The sequence below is a fragment of the Buchnera aphidicola (Macrosiphum gaurae) genome, assembly GCF_005080965.1.
GTDB lineage: Bacteria > Pseudomonadota > Gammaproteobacteria > Enterobacterales > Enterobacteriaceae > Buchnera > Buchnera aphidicola_S.
In genome coordinates this window covers 526,604-546,995 of record NZ_CP034867.1, presented here as the reverse complement: position 1 = coordinate 546,995, position 20,392 = coordinate 526,604, and the positions used below count along the sequence as shown (strand labels likewise).

At 27.8% G+C, this 20,392-nt stretch carries 15 protein-coding genes, 2 tRNA genes, 2 rRNA genes and 1 other RNA gene; 10 read left to right on the top strand and 10 right to left on the bottom strand.

Annotated features, from left to right (window positions below):
• The first annotated feature begins 44 nt into the window (after positions 1-44).
• From D9V72_RS02515 to cspE, 7 genes are all read left to right on the top strand, one after another.
• Positions 45-518 (top strand): DUF494 family protein, encoded by a 474-nt coding sequence (locus D9V72_RS02515; protein WP_158355213.1) that lies wholly within the window; start codon positions 45-47, stop codon positions 516-518.
• A gap of 101 nt (positions 519-619) precedes the next feature.
• A complete protein-coding gene (locus D9V72_RS02510; protein ID WP_158355436.1) occupies positions 620-1,147 on the top strand; it encodes a Sua5/YciO/YrdC/YwlC family protein in 528 nt (175 codons plus the stop codon).
• Positions 1,140-1,961 carry a shikimate dehydrogenase gene (aroE, locus tag D9V72_RS02505; protein WP_158355211.1) on the top strand — a complete coding sequence of 274 codons (822 nt, stop codon included), beginning with the start codon at positions 1,140-1,142 and terminating at the stop codon, positions 1,959-1,961. The genes D9V72_RS02510 and aroE overlap by 8 nt, the downstream gene beginning before the upstream one ends.
• A 148-nt stretch (positions 1,962-2,109) precedes the next feature.
• Positions 2,110-2,182: transfer RNA gene (locus tag D9V72_RS02500), tRNA-Glu, on the top strand.
• Between the two features lie 158 nt (positions 2,183-2,340).
• Positions 2,341-5,255: ribosomal RNA gene (locus D9V72_RS02495) — 23S ribosomal RNA — on the top strand.
• A gap of 102 nt (positions 5,256-5,357) precedes the next feature.
• Positions 5,358-5,473, top strand: a 5S ribosomal RNA gene (gene rrf, locus D9V72_RS02490).
• A 206-nt stretch (positions 5,474-5,679) separates the two neighbouring features.
• A complete protein-coding gene (gene cspE / locus D9V72_RS02485) occupies positions 5,680-5,889 on the top strand; it encodes a transcription antiterminator/RNA stability regulator CspE (RefSeq protein WP_009874442.1) in 210 nt (69 codons plus the stop codon).
• A 107-nt stretch (positions 5,890-5,996) separates the two neighbouring features.
• Here the strand turns inward: cspE and ybeD are convergent, their stop codons facing one another.
• The gene (ybeD, locus tag D9V72_RS02480; protein ID WP_158340798.1) at positions 5,997-6,260 is read right to left on the bottom strand and encodes a DUF493 family protein YbeD; all 264 of its coding nucleotides are present in this window, start codon (positions 6,258-6,260) and stop codon (positions 5,997-5,999) included.
• A gap of 203 nt (positions 6,261-6,463) precedes the next feature.
• Between ybeD and cysS the strand changes: the two genes are divergently transcribed.
• Positions 6,464-7,858: a cysteine--tRNA ligase gene (cysS, locus tag D9V72_RS02475; protein ID WP_158355208.1), complete on the top strand. Its 1,395-nt coding sequence runs from the start codon at positions 6,464-6,466 to the stop codon at positions 7,856-7,858.
• On the opposite strand, the gene folD is transcribed toward cysS, so the two are convergent.
• On the bottom strand, positions 7,855-8,712 hold the full coding sequence (folD, locus tag D9V72_RS02470; protein WP_158355206.1) for a bifunctional methylenetetrahydrofolate dehydrogenase/methenyltetrahydrofolate cyclohydrolase FolD: 858 nt from the start codon (positions 8,710-8,712) through the stop codon (positions 7,855-7,857). The two genes, cysS and folD, sit on opposite strands and share 4 nt — an antisense overlap.
• 154 nt (positions 8,713-8,866) lie before the next feature.
• On the opposite strand from folD, the gene D9V72_RS02465 reads away from it, so the two are divergent.
• Positions 8,867-8,940 (top strand) — tRNA-Arg (locus tag D9V72_RS02465).
• Between the two features lie 4 nt (positions 8,941-8,944).
• Here D9V72_RS02465 and adk read toward each other — a convergent pair.
• The 5 genes from adk to dnaX all read right to left on the bottom strand — a co-directional run bounded on the left by adk (position 8,945) and on the right by dnaX (position 13,741).
• Positions 8,945-9,592, bottom strand: coding sequence for an adenylate kinase (gene adk, locus D9V72_RS02460; RefSeq protein ID WP_158355204.1), 648 nt, complete (start codon positions 9,590-9,592; stop codon positions 8,945-8,947).
• A gap of 68 nt (positions 9,593-9,660) precedes the next feature.
• Entirely contained in the window at positions 9,661-11,535 is a 1,875-nt protein-coding gene (gene htpG, locus D9V72_RS02455) for a molecular chaperone HtpG (RefSeq protein ID WP_158355202.1), read from the bottom strand.
• A 153-nt stretch (positions 11,536-11,688) separates the two neighbouring features.
• A complete protein-coding gene (locus tag D9V72_RS02450; RefSeq protein WP_158355200.1) occupies positions 11,689-12,018 on the bottom strand; it encodes a YbaB/EbfC family nucleoid-associated protein in 330 nt (109 codons plus the stop codon).
• Positions 12,019-12,075: 57 nt separating this feature from the next.
• A complete protein-coding gene (locus tag D9V72_RS02445) occupies positions 12,076-12,651 on the bottom strand; it encodes a DNA polymerase III subunit gamma/tau C-terminal domain-containing protein (protein WP_158355198.1) in 576 nt (191 codons plus the stop codon).
• The gene (dnaX, locus tag D9V72_RS02440) at positions 12,644-13,741 is read right to left on the bottom strand and encodes a DNA polymerase III subunit gamma/tau (protein WP_158355196.1); all 1,098 of its coding nucleotides are present in this window, start codon (positions 13,739-13,741) and stop codon (positions 12,644-12,646) included. The genes D9V72_RS02445 and dnaX overlap by 8 nt, the downstream gene beginning before the upstream one ends.
• A gap of 196 nt (positions 13,742-13,937) precedes the next feature.
• Between dnaX and ffs the strand changes: the two genes are divergently transcribed.
• Positions 13,938-14,033, top strand: an RNA gene (gene ffs, locus D9V72_RS02435) — signal recognition particle sRNA small type.
• Between the two features lie 4 nt (positions 14,034-14,037).
• Here the strand turns inward: ffs and D9V72_RS02430 are convergent.
• From D9V72_RS02430 to D9V72_RS02420, 3 genes are all read right to left on the bottom strand, one after another.
• Positions 14,038-15,780: a SmdB family multidrug efflux ABC transporter permease/ATP-binding protein gene (locus tag D9V72_RS02430; RefSeq protein WP_158355194.1), complete on the bottom strand. Its 1,743-nt coding sequence runs from the start codon at positions 15,778-15,780 to the stop codon at positions 14,038-14,040.
• Between the two features lie 22 nt (positions 15,781-15,802).
• Positions 15,803-17,548 (bottom strand): SmdA family multidrug ABC transporter permease/ATP-binding protein, encoded by a 1,746-nt coding sequence (locus D9V72_RS02425; protein WP_158355192.1) that lies wholly within the window; start codon positions 17,546-17,548, stop codon positions 15,803-15,805.
• Positions 17,549-18,389: 841 nt separating this feature from the next.
• Positions 18,390-20,264 (bottom strand): SurA N-terminal domain-containing protein, encoded by a 1,875-nt coding sequence (locus tag D9V72_RS02420; RefSeq protein ID WP_158355191.1) that lies wholly within the window; start codon positions 20,262-20,264, stop codon positions 18,390-18,392.
• Positions 20,265-20,392 lie beyond the last annotated feature (128 nt).

Here is a 20,392-nt window from a genome sequence, read left to right as displayed (position 1 = left end):
TATTACTAAATATTTAAATTTTTTAATATATGATTGAGGACGTAATGTTTGATATATTAATATATTTATTTGAAAATTATGTACATAGTGAATCAAGAATTTCTATTGATTACGATAGTTTAACTAATGATTTGTCTGATATAGGTTTTCAGAAACGAGATATTTACAATGCTTTACGTTGGTTAAAAAATCTTTCTTGTTATAAAAAAAATGTTATTTCATCTATTAATTTGTTATCTAATCAGATTTCTACGCGAGTTTATACTCAAGAAGAATCTTTTAAATTAAATGTTGATTGTCGTGGTTTTATAATTTTTTTAGAACAGTTAGAAATATTAACATTAGATACACGAGAAATGATTATTGAAAGAATCATGGAGTTAGATATTATTGAAATACATCTTGAAGATTTGAAATGGATTGTATTAATTGTATTATTTAATGTTCCTGGATGCGAATCAGTATATCGTAAACTTGAAAATTTATTATTTAATTTCAAAGAAGACGTTATTCATTAAATAATATTGTTTTAAATTAAATAAAAAATAATAATTTTCATTACGAGAAAATGTTAATGGATAAACATTGTTTTTCAAGCTCACTACTTTATTGCGTAAAAATGTTACATGACGAAAATGTCATTGCATATCCTACAGAATCCATGTTTGGTCTAGGATGCGATCCAACAAGCAAAAAAGCAGTAACAAAATTACTAAAGCTAAAAAAAAGAAGCATAAAAAAAGGTTTTATACTAGTAGCTTCAGATTTTAATCAGATAAAAATGTATATTGATGAAAAAAACTTGTCTAGAAAACAAAAAAAGAAAATATTTATTCATTGGCCTGGACCATTTACTTTTTTGCTTCCAGCTAATCCTAAAGTTCCCTATTGGTTGACTGGTAAATTTAATACTGTAGCTGTTCGCTTAAGTGCTCATATGGAAATAATAAAATTATGTAATGCTTTTGGAAAAGCTTTAATATCTACAAGTGCTAATATTTCAAACATGACTCCATGTTTGACTCCTGAAGAAGTTTTTAAAAATTTTGGTAAAAATTTTCCATTATTAAATGGAAAAATAGGAAATGAAAAAAGTCCTTCTAAGATCATTAACATTATCAATGGAAAGTTAATTCGCTATGTTTAGAAACCAAAGTTTTAATTATGCTGTATTTGGAAATCCTATTGATCATAGTAAATCTCCTAAAATTCATAATTTATTTGCGAAAAAAACAGGTATTTTTCATACTTATAAATCTGTTAACGTTCCACTAGATCAGTTTAATACTGTTTTGTGCAATTTTTTTAAACAAGGTGGTCAAGGTGCTAATGTTACAGCACCATTTAAACAAGAAGCTTATTTATTTTGTAATAAATTAACTGAAAGAGCTAAAATTGCTGAATCTGTAAATACATTAAAAAAAATAGATGATAAATATATTTTAGGAGACAATACAGATGGAATTGGATTATTATCTGATTTAATTAGATTAAATTTTATAAAAAAAAAATATTCAATATTAATAATTGGTGCCGGTGGTGCTGTTAAAGGAGTTCTTTTTCCTCTTTTATCATTTGGATGTTCAATTTTTATTTTAAATAGAACATTTTCAAATGCTAAAAAATTAGTTTCACAATTTAATAAATATGGAGATATCCATATATTTGATAAAACTTTATGGAATATAAAATGTTTTGATTTGATTATTAATGCAACATCAAAATTTATTAAAAAAAAAGATGATTTCATTCCTTTGTCTCTAGTATCTTCAAAAACTTGTTTTTATGATATGAATTATCAAATAAATAATACAGCTTTTATTGATTGGTGTCTTAAAATAGGATCTGTTTTTTTTTCTAATGGGATAGGCATGTTAGCTTTTCAAGCCGCTCATTCTTTTTTGTTATGGCATAATATTCTTCCAGAAACAGATGATATTATTGATATTTTGAAAAGATAAAATTTTTTTACTAATATATAATATTGCTTATAAGTTTTTGCTGTTTTTTAATATTTTAACTAATTATAAAAAAAGTTCTTGACTCTTTTTTTTTGATCTGTTATTTATTACATTATTAAATAGAAAAATTGTTTTTATATTTATAAAAGTCCCCTTCGTCTAGAGGTCTAGGACATCGCCCTTTCACGGCGGCAACAGGGGTTCAAATCCCCTAGGGGACAATAAATAAAAATATTTTAAAAATATTATATACTAATTTAAATTATTGTGTTATTCTCAAAATAACTTTTGAATTAAAGTTAAATTTTCATAAAAAAGCTCTTTAAAAATTCGGAAAACAAGCATATAACTTATTTTTTAAAACACCTGTGGGTTGTAAGGTTAAGCAAATAAGCGTACATGGTGAATGCCTTGGCAGTCAGAGGCGAAGAAGGACGTGCTAATCTGCGAAAAGCGTCGGCAAGCTGATATGAAGCGCAATAACCGTCGATATCCGAATGGGGAAACCCGATGCAACTTTATGCATCATTATTAACTGAATTAAATAAGTTAATAAAGCAAACCAAGGGAACTGAAACATCTAAGTACCTTGAGGAAAAGAAATCAACTGAGATTCCCCTAGTAGTGGCGAGCGAAAAGGGAACAGCCCAGAACTACAAGCTTCATAAATTATAGTAGAATGATTTGGAAAGTTCAGCGATACAAGGTGATAGCCCTGTATACAAAATAATTTATGTTGTGGGTTCGAAAAGTAGAGCGGGACACGAGAAATCCTGTTTGAATATGGGGGGACCATCCTCCAAGGCTAAATACTCCTGACTGACCGATAGTGAACTAGTACCGTAAGGGAAAGGCGAAAAGAACCCCGGCGAGGGGAGTGAAATAGAACCTGAAACCGTGTACGTACAAGCAGTGGGAGCATATTTTTTAAAAAATTTGTGACTGCGTACCTTTTGTATAATGGGTCAGCGACTTGTACTCTGTAGCAAGGTTAACCGAATAGGGGAGCCGAAGGGAAACCGAGTCCTAAATAGGCGTTAAGTTTCAGGGTACAGACCCGAAACCCGGTGATCTAGCCACGGGCAGGTTGAAGGCTGGGTAAAACCAACTGGAGGACCGAACCGACTGATGTTGAAAAATCAGCGGATGACCTATGGCTAGGGGTGAAAGGCCAATCAAACCGGGAGATAGCTGGTTCTCCCCGAAAGCTATTTAGGTAGCGCCTCGTGAACTCATCTACGGGGGTAGAGCACTGTTTCGGCTAGGGGGCCATCCCGGCTTACCAAACCGATGCAAACTCCGAATACCGTAGAATGTTATCACGGGAGACACACAGCGGGTGCTAACGTTCGTTGTGGAAAGGGAAACAACCCAGACCGCCAGCTAAGGTCCCAAAGTCATAGTTAAGTGGGAAACGATGTGGGAAGGCATAAACAGCCAGGATGTTGGCTTAGAAGCAGCCATCATTTAAAGAAAGCGTAATAGCTCACTGGTCAAGTCGGCCTGCGCGGAAGATGTAACGGGGCTCAAACTATGCACCGAAGCTGCGGCAATAAAAATATTTTTTTATTGGGTAGGGGAGCGTTCTGTAAGCCAAAGAAGATATATTGTAAAATATATTGGAGGTATCAGAAGTGCGAATGCTGACATGAGTAACGATAAAGCAGGTGAAAAACCTGCTCGCCGAAAAACCAAGGTTTCCTGTCCAACGTTAATCGGGGCAGGGTAAGCCGACCCCTAAGGCGAGGCTGAAAAGCGTAGTCGATGGACAACAGGTTAATATTCCTGTGCTTAATATTACTGCGAAGTGGGGACGAAGAAGGTTAAGTTATCCAGGTGACGGTCATCCTGGTTTAAATGTGTAGGTATGATAATTAGGAAAATCCGGTTATCTTTAATCTGAGGCATGATGACGAATCACTAAGGTGATGAAGTAACTAATACCACGCTTCCAAGAAAAGCCTCTAAGCATCAGGTAAAATTAAATCGTACCCTAAACCGACACAGGTGGTTAAGTAGAGAATACTAAGGCGCTTGAGAGAACCCAGGTGAAGGAACTAGGCAAAATAGTGCCGTAACTTCGGGAGAAGGCACGCTAACATTAAGTGAAAAGATTTACTCTTATAGCTGAAGTTAGTCGAAGATACCAGCTGGCTGCAACTGTTTATTAAAAACACAGCACTGTGCAAACACGAAAGTGGAAGTATACGGTGTGACGCCTGCCCGGTGCCGGAAGGTTAATCGAAGGGGTCAAAGGAAACTTAAAGCTCTGGACTGAAGCCCCGGTAAACGGCGGCCGTAACTATAACGGTCCTAAGGTAGCGAAATTCCTTGTCGGGTAAGTTCCGACCTGCACGAATGGCGTAATGATGGCCAGGCTGTCTCCACCTGGGACTCAGTGAAATTGAATTTGCTGTGAAGATGCAGTATATCCGCGGCAAGACGGAAAGACCCCGTGAACCTTTACTATAGCTTGACACTGAATTCTGAACTTTATTGTGTAGGATAGGTGGGAGGCTATGAAATCAAGACGCTAGTTTTGACGGAGCCAAACTTGAAATACCACCCTTTAAAATTCGGTATTCTAACCTAGTGCCGTAATCCGGCACAGAGACAGTGTCTGGTAGGTAGTTTGACTGGGGCGGTCTCCTCCCAAAGAGTAACGGAGGAGTACGAAGATTGGCTAATCACGGTCGGACATCGTGAGGTTAGTGCAAAGGCATAAGCCAGTTTGACTGTGAGCGTGATAACGCGAGCAGGTGCGAAAGCAGGTCTTAGTGATCCGGTGGTTCTGAATGGAAGGGCCATCGCTCAACGGATAAAAGGTACTCCGGGGATAACAGGCTGATACCGCCCAAGAGTTCATATCGACGGCGGTGTTTGGCACCTCGATGTCGGCTCATCACATCCTGGGGCTGAAGCAGGTCCCAAGGGTATGGCTGTTCGCCATTTAAAGTGGTACGCGAGCTGGGTTTAGAACGTCGTGAGACAGTTCGGTCCCTATCTGCCGTGGGCGTTGGAAGATTGAGGGGGGCTGCTTCTAGTACGAGAGGACCGAAGTGGACGCATCACTGGTGTTCGGGTTGTCATGCCAATGGCATTGCCCGGTAGCTAAATGCGGAAAAGATAAGCGCTGAACGCATATAAGCACGAAACTTGCCCCAAGATGAATCTTCCCTGAAACAGAAATGTTTACTGAAGGGACGTTGAAGACTACGACGTTGATAGGCTAGATGTGTAAGCATAGTGATATGTTGAGCTAACTAGTACTAATGACCCAAGAGGCTTAACCTTACAACACCAGAGGTGTTTTTAAAATAAATTTAATAAAAAGCTTGTTTTACTGAATTTAAAATTCTATTAAAGTATTTTAAAAAACAAAAATTTATTAAAATGCCTGGTCAAAATAGTGTAGTAGTACCACCTGAATCCATTCCGAACTCAGAAGTGAAATGCTATAACGCCAATGGTAGTACGGGGCCTCCCCGTGTGAGAGTAGGTCAAATCCAGGCAAAAAAAACCCGAAAATTTTTTCGGGTTTTTTTATATTTAAAATAAATTACTTTGTAGCTAACAGTAGATTTACATGTTAATCTATTGAGAATTTAAAGTTTTAATATTGTGATTTTTTAATTTTAATTTTAATTTTAAAATCATCAATAATTATTGATTGATCTTTTTTTCAATTTAGTATATTTTTTCATGTAAGGTAATATAGATGTCCAAGATTAAAGGTAATGTTAAGTGGTTCAATGAATCTAAAGGTTTTGGTTTTATTACTCCAGAAGATGGGAGTAAAGATGTTTTTGTTCATTTTTCAGCTATACAAAGTAATGGATTTAAAACTTTAGCAGAAGGTCAAAGTGTTGAATTTGAAATCACTGAAGGAGCAAAGGGACCATCTGCCGCTAATGTTATTAGTTTATAAAGTGATTTAATTTTTTGATCTAAAAGTATAATTCTGTTTTTTATAGTACGGCTCTTTAATAGGGCTGTACTATATTAGTAAAAAATATTTTTGTATTTCAAATTTTTTCATAAAACCATTCGAACAATATTAATTTTACTAATTTCATGATATAAAATTTCAATTTGTTCAAAATTTTTAGCACATATTGTAATTGAAACAGAAAGATAATTTCCTCTGTTGCTCGATTTTACTTGAGGTGTATAATCTCCAGGAATCTGAATTTGAATAACTTTTATTATTTGATCAATAAGTTCAGGCTGTGCTAAACCAATAATCTTGTAAGTAAAAAAACAAGGGAATTGTAACATTTCTCGTAATTTAGTTTTCATTATTAATCCCCAATTTTTTACAATAAAAAAATATTTTTCTCAAAATAAATAAGGTTTTTAAAAATCTTAATTTTTTATTATATATTTACAATTAATTTTAAAAATTTCATAAATAATGATTTAATCAGTTTAGCACATTGGTAATACGGAAAATAATATATTTTATACTATTTTCCTTGAATATATTTTTTAGGATATGCATTATGTTGAAAATTTTTAATACATTGAGTGGAAAAAAAGAAATTTTTAAATCTATTAAAAAAGATAAAATTAATTTATATGTATGTGGTGTTACTGTTTATGATTTTTGTCATATTGGACACGGACGTACTTTTGTAGTTTTTGACATGATAGTTCGCTATTTACGTTTTTCTGGTTTTCAGGTGAAATATATTAGAAATATTACTGATATTGATGATAAAATTATTTTAAAATCAATACAAGAAAAGACTACAATTAATTCTTTTGCTACTTATATGATAAAAGAAATGCACAAAGATTTTGATTTATTAGGAATTTCACGTCCTGATGAAGAACCTCGTGTTACACACTATATTAATGATATTATTGAAATGATTAGAAAATTAATAACAAAGAAACATGCATATATAAATAAAAATGGTGATGTTATTTTTTCTATAGATAGTTATCTTGATTATGGAACTTTATCCCGTCAATCTTTAATATTGTTAAAATCTGGATTGCGTATACCTATAAATAATATGAAAAAAAATCCATTAGACTTTGTACTTTGGAAAGTTTCTTCTCCAGAAGAATATTCTTGGAATTCTCCATGGGGCAAAGGACGTCCTGGTTGGCATATTGAATGTAGTGCTATAACTAATGTCTTTTTTGATAATTCTATAGATATTCATGGAGGTGGTTCTGATCTTCTTTTTCCTCATCATGAAAATGAAAGATCTCAATCTATATGTTTTAATGATAAGTCAATAATAAATTTTTGGATGCATACTGGCATGGTAATCATAAATAATCAAAAAATGTCTAAATCATTAGGAAATGCTCATTTTTTGAGAAATGTTTTAAAAGATTGTGATTCTGAAGTTTTGCGTTATTTTTTTCTTGCGACACATTACCGTCATCCTATTTATTATTGTGAAAAAAACTTAGATCAAGCATATACATCATTACAATATTTATATACAGCTTTATATAATACTAATCCCTGTTTAAATAATGAAGAGGGTGTTAATTTTGATTTTGAATTTTGTAAAGCTATGAACGATGATTTTAACACTCCTAAAGTTTTTTCTATTTTTTTTGAAATAGCACGAAAAATTAATTTTTTTAAAAATAAAGATATATCAAAAAGCAACAAATTTGCTTTTAGATTAAAAGATTTAGCCAACAATTTAGGTTTTTTATTGCAAAATCCAAAAGATTTCTTGCAAAAAAAAACTACATTAAACTCATCTACACTAAAAATAATCAAGTCATTAATAGAAAAAAGAAATATTGCAAGAAAATTGAAATTATGGGATAAAGCAGATAATATACGAGAAAAATTAATGTCTTTAGACATAATAGTAGAAGACTTGCCTAATGAAACAATATGGCGCAAAAATAAAAAAATTTAGCAATCGTGATATTTTTCACAAGCTTCTAATGTGTTTTGTAATAATGTTGCAACCGTCATAGGACCAACACCTCCTGGCACCGGAGTTATATAAGATGCTCTTAAAGAAGCATTTTCAAAGTCTACGTCACCTACTATTTTCCCGTTTTGTAACCTATTGATTCCAACATCTATAACTATAGAACCATACTTAATCCACTTACCTTTTAAAAAGTTTGCTTTTCCAACTGCAACAATTAATAAATCAGCATTTTTTACATGATTTTTTAAATTTTTAGTAAAACGATGTGTTACAGTAGTTGTACAGCCGGCTAATAATAGCTCTAGACTCATAGGTCTTCCGACTATATTAGAGGCTCCAACCATTACTGCATGTAGTCCATGAGTTTTAATTTTATTATATTTGAGCATTGTGATAATGCCTTTAGGCGTACATGCTCTTAATTTTGGAGATCTTTGACATAAGGAACCTGTATTATATGGGTGAAATCCATCTACATCTTTATCAGGGGCAATGCTGCTTAAAATTTTAACATGATTTATTTGTTTAGGCAGCGGTAGTTGTATTAAAATTCCATCTATATTTTTGTTTTCATTTAATTGAGCAATAAGATTTAATATTTCTTTTTCATGGACATGTTCAGGGAAATTCCAACATTTTGAAAAAAAACCAACATTTTTACATGCAATTTTTTTTTTATTCACATAGATTTGTGAGGGAGTATTATTTCCAACTAAAATCATAGCTAATCCCGGTATTTTTTTCCCGTTTTTTTTTCTTTTATTAACTTTTCTTAAAATATTTAATTGTATTTTTTTTGCTATTTCATTACCATCTATAATTATTGCTGACATGGGTAAGTAACTCAATTATTTTTTTTGTTATATATAAAAATATTACCATAATATATGTTAGTATTATTAAATTTAATAAAACATCAATAATATTAATAGAAATTTAGTTGCATATATATTATATTAATGTTAGATTTTAATCTAATTGTTTTATGCGTTCTTAGCTCAGTTGGATAGAGCAACGGCCTTCTAAGCCGTAGGTCACAGGTTCAAATCCTGTAGAACGCAAAAATTATTTTTCTAAGATCATATCTATTTTTTCTTTTATCAATGATAATTCATTCATAGCATCAATTTGAAAATACTTTACATTACCTATTTTTTTTTCATAAATGTAGTGTTTCACTAATAAATGATGTGTTTTCTTATATTCTTCTAATCTATTTTTAATGCTTTCTAATTTATCATCTTTTCTTTGAATTAATGGTTCTCCAGTTATATCATCTTTATCTTTGTTTTTTGGCGGACTAAATTTTACATGGTAGATCCGTCCCGATTGAAGATGTATTCGTCTACCTGATATACGTTCCAATATCGATTGATGTGGCATTATAAATTCTAATACATAATCTATTTTAATTTTATTTTTTGATAAGCAAAAAGCTTGTTTGACAGTTCTTGGAAAACCATCTAATAAAAAACCGTTTATACAGTCCTTTTTTCTAATTCTCTCTTTAATTAAATTACATACAATATCATCAGAAACAAGTTTACCTTCTTCTATAACATTTTTAATCGTTATTCCTATTTTATTTTTTAAGTCAATACTTTCTCGTAACATATCACCGGTAGATATTTGAGGAATTTTATGTTTTTCAGCAATAAATTTTCCTTGTGTTCCTTTACCTGTACCAGGTGCGCCTAATAAAATAATACGCATAATAATTTTTTTTTATCTATTAGTTAATTTTAAGATTACTACTATTATGTAGTAGTAATCATCTTTTTTTATTTAAGAAGTAATTGATTCATTCTAGAAATAAATTTATGTGGATTTTCTAGATTGCCTTTTTCAGCTAATAATGCTTGATCTAATAATAATTTAACCCATATATTAAGTTCATTTTCATTATTAATAGAAGATATTTTTTTTATTAAAATATGCTCTGGATTAATTTCAAAAATGTATTTTAATTCTGGGACAGGTTGTCCTGCTGCAGAAAAGAGTTTAGCCATTTGTGTAGTCATTTCGGCAGAATCGCTAAGTAGAACACAAGGAGTTTGTGTTAGTCGATGTGTTAATCTTACATCTTTGACTTTATTTCCAAGTATTTTTTTTACTTTTTTTAAAAAATCAACAATTTCTGTTGAAACTTCATTATTTTTTATTTTTTTTTCTTTTGTAATTTTATTTAATGATGCATCTTCTTTACTAATAGATTGAAATTTTTTTCCTGAAAATTCAGTAAGATAGTTCATCATCCATTCATCAATTCGATCTGATAGTAATAAAACATCAATATTATTTTTTTTAAATAATTCTAAATGAGGACTATTTTTAGCTGATGCATAACTATCTGCAGTAATATAGTATATTTTTTCTTGTTTTTCGTTCATGCCGGATATGTATTCTTTTAAAGACATATTTTGTTCAGAACTATTATTTTTTACAGATGCAAAACGTAATAGATTAGCAATTTTATCTAAATTTTCATGATCTTCTGCAGGCCCTTCTTTTAAAATAAGACCAAATTGATTCCAAAAAATTTGATATTTTTTACTTGTGTCTTGTGCTAATTTTTCCAACATGTTTAAAGAACGTTTGATTAATGCTTTTCGTAATTTTTCCGTAATGGAATTATCTTGTAATATTTCACGTGAAATATTTAATGGTAGATCACTAGAATCTACTAAACCTCGTATAAAACGCAAATAATTAGGAAGGAAAGCTTGAGAATTATCCATAATATACACACGTTTTACATATAATTTTAAACCATGTTTGTTATCTCTGTTCCAGATATCCCAAGCTGCTTTTTCAGGAATATACAATAAACTAATATATTCTTGATTCCCTTCTACATGATTATGACTCCAAACAAGTGGGTTGTTTTGATCATTAGTAAGATGTTTATAAAAATCTTTATAATCGTTTTCAGTAATAGATGATTTATTTAATGTCCATAATGCTTTAGCTTTATTAGTTTGTTCCCAAAAATATGTTTTGTTTTTTTCATCATAATTTTGTATGTGTATTGGAACAGTAATATGGTCAGAATATTTGCTGATTATGCTCTTAATTCGCCATATTTCTAAAAATTCTTCTTCTTCTTTCTTTAGAAACAGAGTAATTTCAGTTCCTCTAGTTTTTTTTATAATTTTAGTGATATTATATTCTCCTTCTCCTGAAGACTCCCATAATGTCCCTTCATTAGATTGTGAGCCAGCAAATCTAGTTCTTACTAATACTTTTTCTGATACAATAAAAGATGAATAAAAACCAACTCCAAATTCACCAATTAATTCATTTTTTTTATTTTGTTTTTTTTCTAGAGATTGAAGAAATGATTTGGTTCCGGATTTAGCAATAGTACCAAGATTTTCGATAGCATCTTGTTTAGTCATTCCAATACCATTATCACTAATAGTTAATGTTTTTTGTGCTTTATTAATAGATATTTGAATTTTTAGATCACTGTTGTTCTCATATAATTCTGGTGATGATATAGATTCAAATCTTAATTTATCTATAGCATCAGATGCATTAGATATTAATTCTCTAAGAAAAATTTCTTTATTTGAATATAGTGAATGGATCATCAAATGTAATAATTGTTTTACTTCTGATTGAAAGTTATAAACTTCTTTTTTTTCTGTTTTCATAAAGACATCTCTTTTAAGATTAACAATAAAAGTGATTTTTTAAAATATACAAAGTAATTTTTTAATAGAATTATTGTTGTAATGAAAAAAGTATTTACAAATAAATTTGTAATAATTTATTAATATAATATTTCTACTTTGTATTGTTTTAGTTTAAACAGGAAGATTAAATCCAGTAGGTAATTGCATTCCTGTAGATATAGCAGACATTTTCTTTTTTTGCACTTCAGAAATTCTTCTTGTGGCATCGTTAAATGCAGCTGCTGCTAAATCTTCTAGCATATCTTTGTCATCTTGAAGCAAACTAGGATCTACTTCAACACGTCTACAATTATGCGCTCCATTAATAGTCACTTTTACTAATCCAGCTCCCGCTTCTCCTGTTACTTCCATTTGAGCTATTTCTTCTTGTATTTTTGCCATTTTTTCTTGCATTTGTTGTGCTTGTTTCATTAAATTACCTAAACCACCCTTAGTAAACATATTTTATGATCTCTCTTTCTATGATATAAAGATAACATTTTTTGTTTTTTAATTTATTTAAATTAGATTGATATTATGTTTTGCAAAGTCTATGTTAAAAAATTTTTTTAATACTTCAATGTTAGGATCTTGTTGTAATAATAAATATTCTTTGAATATTCCTTCTTGATATATTTTATGAAACCATTCATAAGGAGTTAATATGTTTATTTTTTTTTTTTCTATAATCAATCGAATATCTTTTTCAGTTATTTTATGAAGTTCTTTTTTAAAAGTTAGCCATGCATTATTTTGTATCAGATGTTTTTTTTTATCATTCAAATATATATACCAACATGTTGAAGTATTTTTATATGAAGTATGCATAGCTAATTTTTTTAAATTTCCTGTTAGATTTTTTAATTCACATATTTTTTTATACCAAGGATCTATTTGTTTAATTTTTTCTTGTAATTTTATTATTATGTTTTTATTAATTAAAGTTTTTGACTGATAATTATTTTTATTAAATATTAAATTAATTTTTTTTACATATTTTTTTTTCTTTCTTTTCTGTTCTAAAGATATGATTTTTCTTTGGTTTTCAAATAGTTCATTTTTATTTTTTAATAATAAATTTGTTGTATTATTCATTTTTTTTTATTGTAGTGATTGCACGTAATAAACATATTTCTACTCCTATTTTTTGACTTGGAGCAAATTTTAGTTCTTTTCGTCCATTTAGTAATATTTGATAACACAAATCAACATTTTCTTTTTTAATATTTTTAGATATTTTTTGAATATAACACTTATATTTTTCAGTAAAAAATTTCTCCCATATTAATGGAAAAGATTGTGATACAGAAATATGATATAAAAAACGTAACATTTCTATTAAAACTTCTTCCCATTCTACTCCTATAGTACTTATTTTATTTAATAATAACATTATTTTTTTTGAATCTTTTTTTAAAACTGCATCAGTTAATAGAAAAGAGTATTTTTCAGGTGGGATGCCTAACATTTCTATTACATTTTTTATATAAATCTGACCGTTTCCGAGATTTATAGCATGTTCTAGTAAATTTAATGCATCTCGTATACTGCCTTTGGCATGATAAGAAATTTTTTTTAAAGAATATACATCAGGATTAATAGATTCTTTAATTAGAATATATTTTAAAAAATTAAAAATTTCCTCTTCAGATATTATCTGTAATTTAAAATACAGGCAACGAGAAATAATAGTTTTAGGGATGCGATCTATATCTGTTGTTGCTAAAATAAATTTTACATGTTCAGGAGGTTCTTCAAGTGTTTTAAGAAGTGCATTAAAACTATGACGAGAAAGCATGTGTACTTCATCAATTATATATACTTTAAAACGGCTTTTAGTAGGGGCATAATGCATATTATCTAAAATTTCTCGCATATCTTCTACTTTAGTACGTGAAGCTCCATCTATTTCAAGCACGTCTAAACAGAATCCTTTTTCTATTTCTTTACAAACAATACATTTTCTGCAAGGATATGATGAAATACCATTCTGACAATTTAAACTTTTAGCAAGTAATCGAGCAATTGTTGTTTTTCCAATTCCTCTAGTTCCAGATAATAACCACGCATGATGAATACGACCGAGAGACAATCCATTAGCTATAGCAGTTATAATATGTTTTTGACCGATGATGTCTTGAAAATATTGTGGACGCCATTTTCGTGCTAATATTTGATAATTCATATAAATTTTATAATATTTTATTAAAAGACTATTATGCTATCAATATTTATTGTATTATGATAGCACTCTTGTTTATTTTATAAATATTTTTTAAAATGTAAAATTTAACTATAAATATTAGTTGTAAATTACAAATTTGATCTATAGAATAGAAGTGCTATTTTTTTAATTACAAAAAATATATTTTAGAGTTTTCTGTTAGCTCCAAACACTGTAATATTGAATACTTGGTCAGATTCGGAAGGAAGCAGCCATATCAGTTGATGCAGGTGTTCTGATACAGCTAACAGGAACTCTTAAAATTTGGATGATTGAAATTTATACATTTTCCAATAGCATTTTTTTTTGTCTAATAATTGTTTATGTGTTCCTAATTCAATCACTTTTCCTTTGTTTAAAACTACAATTGAGTCTGCTTCAACAATTGTCGAAAGTCTATGAGCAATTACTATTAAAGTACAATTTTTCCGTATGGACAACAATGTTTTTTGAATTAGTTTTTCCGTACCAGAATCAATGTTGGCAGTAGCTTCATCTAATATAAGTACTTTAGGATATGCAACTAGTATTCTAGCAATAGCTAGTAATTGTTTTTGACCAACAGATAAATTATTACCTTCTTCCCCTAATAGAGAATATATACCTTTTGGCATAGATTTGACTAACTGTGAAAGATGAACTGTATTTAATATTCTCCAAACTTTTTCTTCAGATATTTCTCTTCCCAATGTGATATTATAAAAAACAGTATCTGAGAGAACTATTGGATCTTGTTGTACCATTAATATATTTTTTCTTAAGACACAATGACTTATTGAATCAATAGACCTATCATCTAAATATATTTTTCCATGTTTTAAAGGATAATACCCCATTAGCAAGTTGGCTAGTGTACTTTTTCCACTACCAGTATGTCCTACAAATGCAATAAAACTTTTAGAAGCAATATCAATATTAATATTTTCTAGTATGTTTTTTTCACAGTTGCTATAGTTAAAACTAATATTTTTAATATTTATTTTTCCACTTTTTAAAAGCTTTTTACTGTTGCCATATTTTTGTTTTGGTGAATCTATTAGTGAAAAAATTCTTTCTCCTGCAACAATAGATTGTTGTAATACTGATTGCTGAATAGTAATAGCAATTAAAGGTTCATTCAACCTTCCAAGATAAGTAATAAATGCATACAATATACCTACTTCAAATGCTCCAGTTGGCAAAAAACTAAATAAGAGCATAAAGTTACACAATATTACAGCAGATAATAAACTAAGTAATGGTCTTAATAAAAAACCATCTAATCTTAATATTTTCATCCGCGACATATAATGTAAATGACTGCTTTTTTTTATCTTTTGTTCAAATCTATGTTGTTGACGGAATTGTTGAATTACATTCATTCCATTAATAGTTTCATTGAATTTATTGTTAATATCAGCTAGGTAGTATCTTACTTTTCGCAAGAGCGGAGTACTATAATATTGATAAATCAACATAAGGATAATGACTAATGGCAAAATGAATAAAGCTACAATTGCCATGTGCCATTCAAGAATAAACATTGCAAATAATATAATAAAAATTAATAATATACTACGAAATAATATAGGTGCTACGGTATCATATAATTCTTTAACTGCTTCAGTATCGTTAGTTACTTTTGAAATCATTTGTCCAATAGGTTGAGAATCAAATTCACTGATAGGTTGTCTCAATGCAGCATACATAACATCTTCACGCAATTTATTAATACTTTTTACTGCTATTTTATTAAATAAAATACTTTGAAAATAGTTCATGAAAACTGATAATATTTGTAATATTATAAACAATACAATTATAGTTAATATTGTCAATAAATGTAATTGATGTTTAGATAAGATATTATTAATAAAATAACCTATTAAAATAGGCCCTAAAACTTCTGATATTGACCCACTTATAAGTAAAAAAAACGCCAAAGTTAATTTTTTTTTATAAGGTTTGACATATATTAACAAACGTTTTAAAATTGGCCAAAACTCAATTAAATGATCCATATTATAAATTTTTCACCTGTTTTTAGTTATCCTCAAGTTCAACTGCTAATTTTTGATAATGGAACATAGATTTATACCAATTTTCTTCTTGAATTAATTTTAAATGATTTCCTCTTTGTATAATTGAACCATCTTTTATTACTATGATTTCGTCTGCATCAATTAATGCAGATAGACGATGTGCTGTAATAATTAATGAATGTCCCTTTTTTTTCCATTTATTAATATTTTTTAATATATTATTCTCAGTTTGAGAATCAACAGCAGAAAGTGCATTGTCTAATATTAATATCTCTGTATTTAATAACAATGCTCGTGCTATGCAAATACGCTGTTTTTGACCACCAGATAACATGACACCACGTTCTCCTACTTGAGTTTCATATTTTTCTGGTAAATAGAGAATATCTTTATGTATATCAGCTAATTTTGCTGCTGTTTCAATTTCTTTTTGAGATGCATTAGTTTTTCCTAAAGCAATATTATTAGCTATACTTTCTGAAAATAAAAAAGAAGTTTGATTTACAACTGCAATTCGACTCCTCCAATCATCAATTTTTAGTTCTAATAATGATGAAGAATGATAAAAAATCTCTTTTTTATTAAAATTAAATTGTCGTTGAATAAGTTTTAAAAGAGTGCTTTTTCCAGATCCTGTAGGACCACAAATACCTAGAGTATTACCAGGTTTTAGAAGAATATTTATATTTTTTAACGATGGGATTTGATTATCAGGATAATAAAATTTTTTAATTTTAATGCTTAATGTACCAGGATATGGTGGAATTGTTTTATTTCCATCTTTAATATATAGCTCTTTATTTATAATAGAATGTATTCTATCCCATGCTGCACTTCCTCTTTCAACTATATTAAACATCCATGCAAGTGCTAACATTGGCCAAATCATTAATCCGAGATACATTATAAAGCTAGTTAATTGTCCTATAGTAATCTGATTATTCCATACTAACCATCCTCCGCCTATAATGGCTAACAAATTGGAAAAGGCTACTGACAAATAAATAACTGGGTCAAAACGAGCATCTATTTTAGCTACTTCCATGTTTTTTTTTCCTGTATCAGTTACAATGATGTTAAATCTACTTGATTGATTTTTTTCTAATCCAAAAGCTCTAATCATGCGAATACTTGTTAGCATCTCTTGTGTCTGATTATTTAGTAAAGAAAAAGCAATTTGAGCATGACGAAAATTTTGATGTAATTCTTTTCCGTATTTCTTTATTAATATAGCCATGATTGGCATAGGTATTAAAGCGATTATTGTTAATAAAAAACTAATTTGAACACTCATAACTATTAAAACAGAACAACCCATAACTAATGAATCAACAAATGTTAAAACACCTTCTCCTGCAGCAAAAACAATACGATCGACATCATTAGTTGCTCTAGCTATTAAATCCCCAGTTCTATTTTTTAAAAAAAATATTTGACTTTGTTGACTCAGGTAGGAATACAATTTTACTCGAAGTTCTGTAGCTAATTGATAGGAAGCACCAAATAATAATATCCTCCATAAACAACGTAATATATATACAATTATAGCAACTAAAAGAATAATCGAAATATATGGTAATGTTTGCAAACCATGCAGATTTTTTTTGATGATTAAGTCTATTAAAATACCAACTATTTTAGGCGGTAATAATTGTAGAATAGCAATTATTATTAATAATGAAATTGCTCCTAAATATCTTTTCCATTCTCGTACGAAAAACCATCTTAATTGATTAAACAATTTCACAAAAAATCCTATTTTTAAAATATTATCAAGGTTTGTTTAAAACTAAAGTATTTATTATAAGTTAAAAAATATTTTTATTTATTAATTTTAATATTAATTTTTTAAGACAAAATACTAGATTTAATAAATTTTTTAATATATTAAAATCATATATAAAAGAAGCAATTATATAAGATTTAATCATATATATAAAAAAATAAATTCTTATTTTTTTTATATTAATAAAATTGAAATACAAAATTTCATAATTTTAGATATCTAGTATTTTATGTTATATCTATTTTTTTATTAATAAAAACAGTATGCTAATTAATTTTTTTGTTTTTTTCTATATATTACTTGTCTGAGAATATTTGTTCTATTTATAATATTTTTCTTACTCTGTGTTTTATAACATGATTACGGAAAAAATGGATTTAGCATTTTTAGGTATAAATAAAATTGATTTTTTTAATTATCTAAATTATAAAAATCAATTTTCAAAAATAATAAAAAATATTATTTGATTAAATATCAATGATATTAATTATAAAAAATTTTTAATTAATTTAAATAAGTCAGAATATAGTTTTTATCGGATTAAAAGAATATAATATTGATATTATTTTAAATAAGGTAGCTACTTATTATAATTTAATAAAAAAATTTCTTTAAATATTAAACTACATCTTTCTCTGTAATAAAAGATTTAATAAGCAATAAATAAATTTTTATTTTTTTAAACATTAAAAAAATGAAAGGTATTATAATTAATTTTAAATATTTTTTCAATTCAGTTGTAATTTTTATAAAGTTATTCACATGTATAAAAAACAGATTTATACGGAATAACTTTTTTAGTCTAAGTAATATTTTTTTCTATATTTTTATATATGATTATTGATTTTTCGCGAAGATCTTTAAGGATAGAGTTAAAAATTGTTTCAGTATTATTTTTTTCTAAATATTCCCTAACAATATTTTTTTCTCTTAGAGAAAAATTTGTATTATATACTTTTTCAAGTGAGATAATTATAAAATTTTTATTTTTATCTTGATATAAAGCATATGTTTTTCCCCCTTTCTTTGGATGAGGTAAAGAAAAAACTATTGATGCTATAGAGTTTTGATCATAACGAGATATAGTTTCAGGATGAGAAAAATAAAGATTTGATTTTTTAAATAAATTCATTTTTCCTTCTTTCAATTCATAAATAATTTTTTCTGATAGTTGTTTTGTTTCTTTGATTGCTTTTATGAATTTTAATTTTTTTATAATATTTTCTTTAACATTTTCAAATGTTTGCATTTCTTTTTTTCTAAAATCTGTAATTTTAATTAAAAAAGATTGATTATTTTTTAAACTGATAAAATATAAATTTGGTTTTATTATTTTATTTTTGATAAATAATTCTTGATTAAAAATTATTTTTTTTAAAGCAGGAACATTTAATATTTCAGGAATAGATTTTTTATCAAACCAATCAGTTTCTTGAGTAGATAAATGATTTTCTTGAAGAATTAATTTGATTTGATCTGGATTTTTTGCAATATTATAAGATATTTCATTTTTTAATTTATTGTACAAACCTAATGATTTTGTCTTTTTTATCTCATTTTTAATAATTTTAGATACCTCATCTATTTTTTTTTGTTTTGCAGGTAAAATTTCGCTTAATTTAATAATTAAAAATTCGTTACGAAATGAAACGACATTAGATATTTGATTTTTTTGATTTAAATTTACATTTTTTATTTCATTTGGTAGAAGATCAATCGATATTAATCCAATATCTCCACCTTTTTTTGAGGAAATCGGATCTGTTGATTCTTTCTTAGCTATCTTTGAGAAATCTTCGGGTGTATTATGTAATCTAGATAATATTGATAATGCTTCATTTTTAGTTTTAGTTTGAATAATACTATATCTTCTTTTTTCTTTTGTTGAGTATTGTTGAATATTTTTTAAATACCACTCATGAATTTCTTGATTATTGCAATTTGTTTTAAAATCATCTAGTTTTAATTGAGTAAAACTAATTTTAAACTTTTCTGGAATATAGAAATTACTTCTGTTTTTATGAAAATAATTTTGTGCTTCTGTATCAGTTATATTTTGTTTGTAAATTATATAATGTGGTTTAATAATTGATTTTTTAATTACTCGTTTTTGAGATAATAATTTTATAATATTTTTTGTTTCGTTTTCTAAAAGAAAATTACTATTAGCAATAGTATGTATTAAATTTCTAGTATTTATTTTTTTCTTAATTGTGTTGATATATTCATGATTAGTTAAATTGATAGATGTGAGATAATTAAAATATTGTTCTTTATTAAATTGCTTGTTTTTTTGAAATATAGGAGAATTTAATATTATTTCTTTTATTGTAAGATCATTTACTTGTAGATGCATTTTTTTTGCATACTGTTCTAACAGAACATTATTAATTAATTGAGATAAAACATAGTGTTGAGTTTCTTTTATAAATATTTTATTATGGCTGAATTTTAAAAAATTTTTTCCTAGTATTTTTTTTTGTTTTTCTCTTTCAATAAAGTACATTTTTTTGAAAACATTAAAATTAATTTTTTCATTATTTACTATTGCTATATATTTTTCAGAATCTTTATTTATATAGATGCTTATAGTACTTAATATTAAAGATAGAATAATTATTACTAAAATGCATTTAACTATAATATGAGTCGATCGTGATTGTAAATATTTTGTCATGATATGACGGTCCCAGATATTTTTAATATCAAGTAAAGTAGAAAATATTTTTATGGTTAGACTTAAATATAAAGGCTGACAATTTTTTGTCAGCCAAGTTTTATTTTATCTATAGAATATTATTTTTC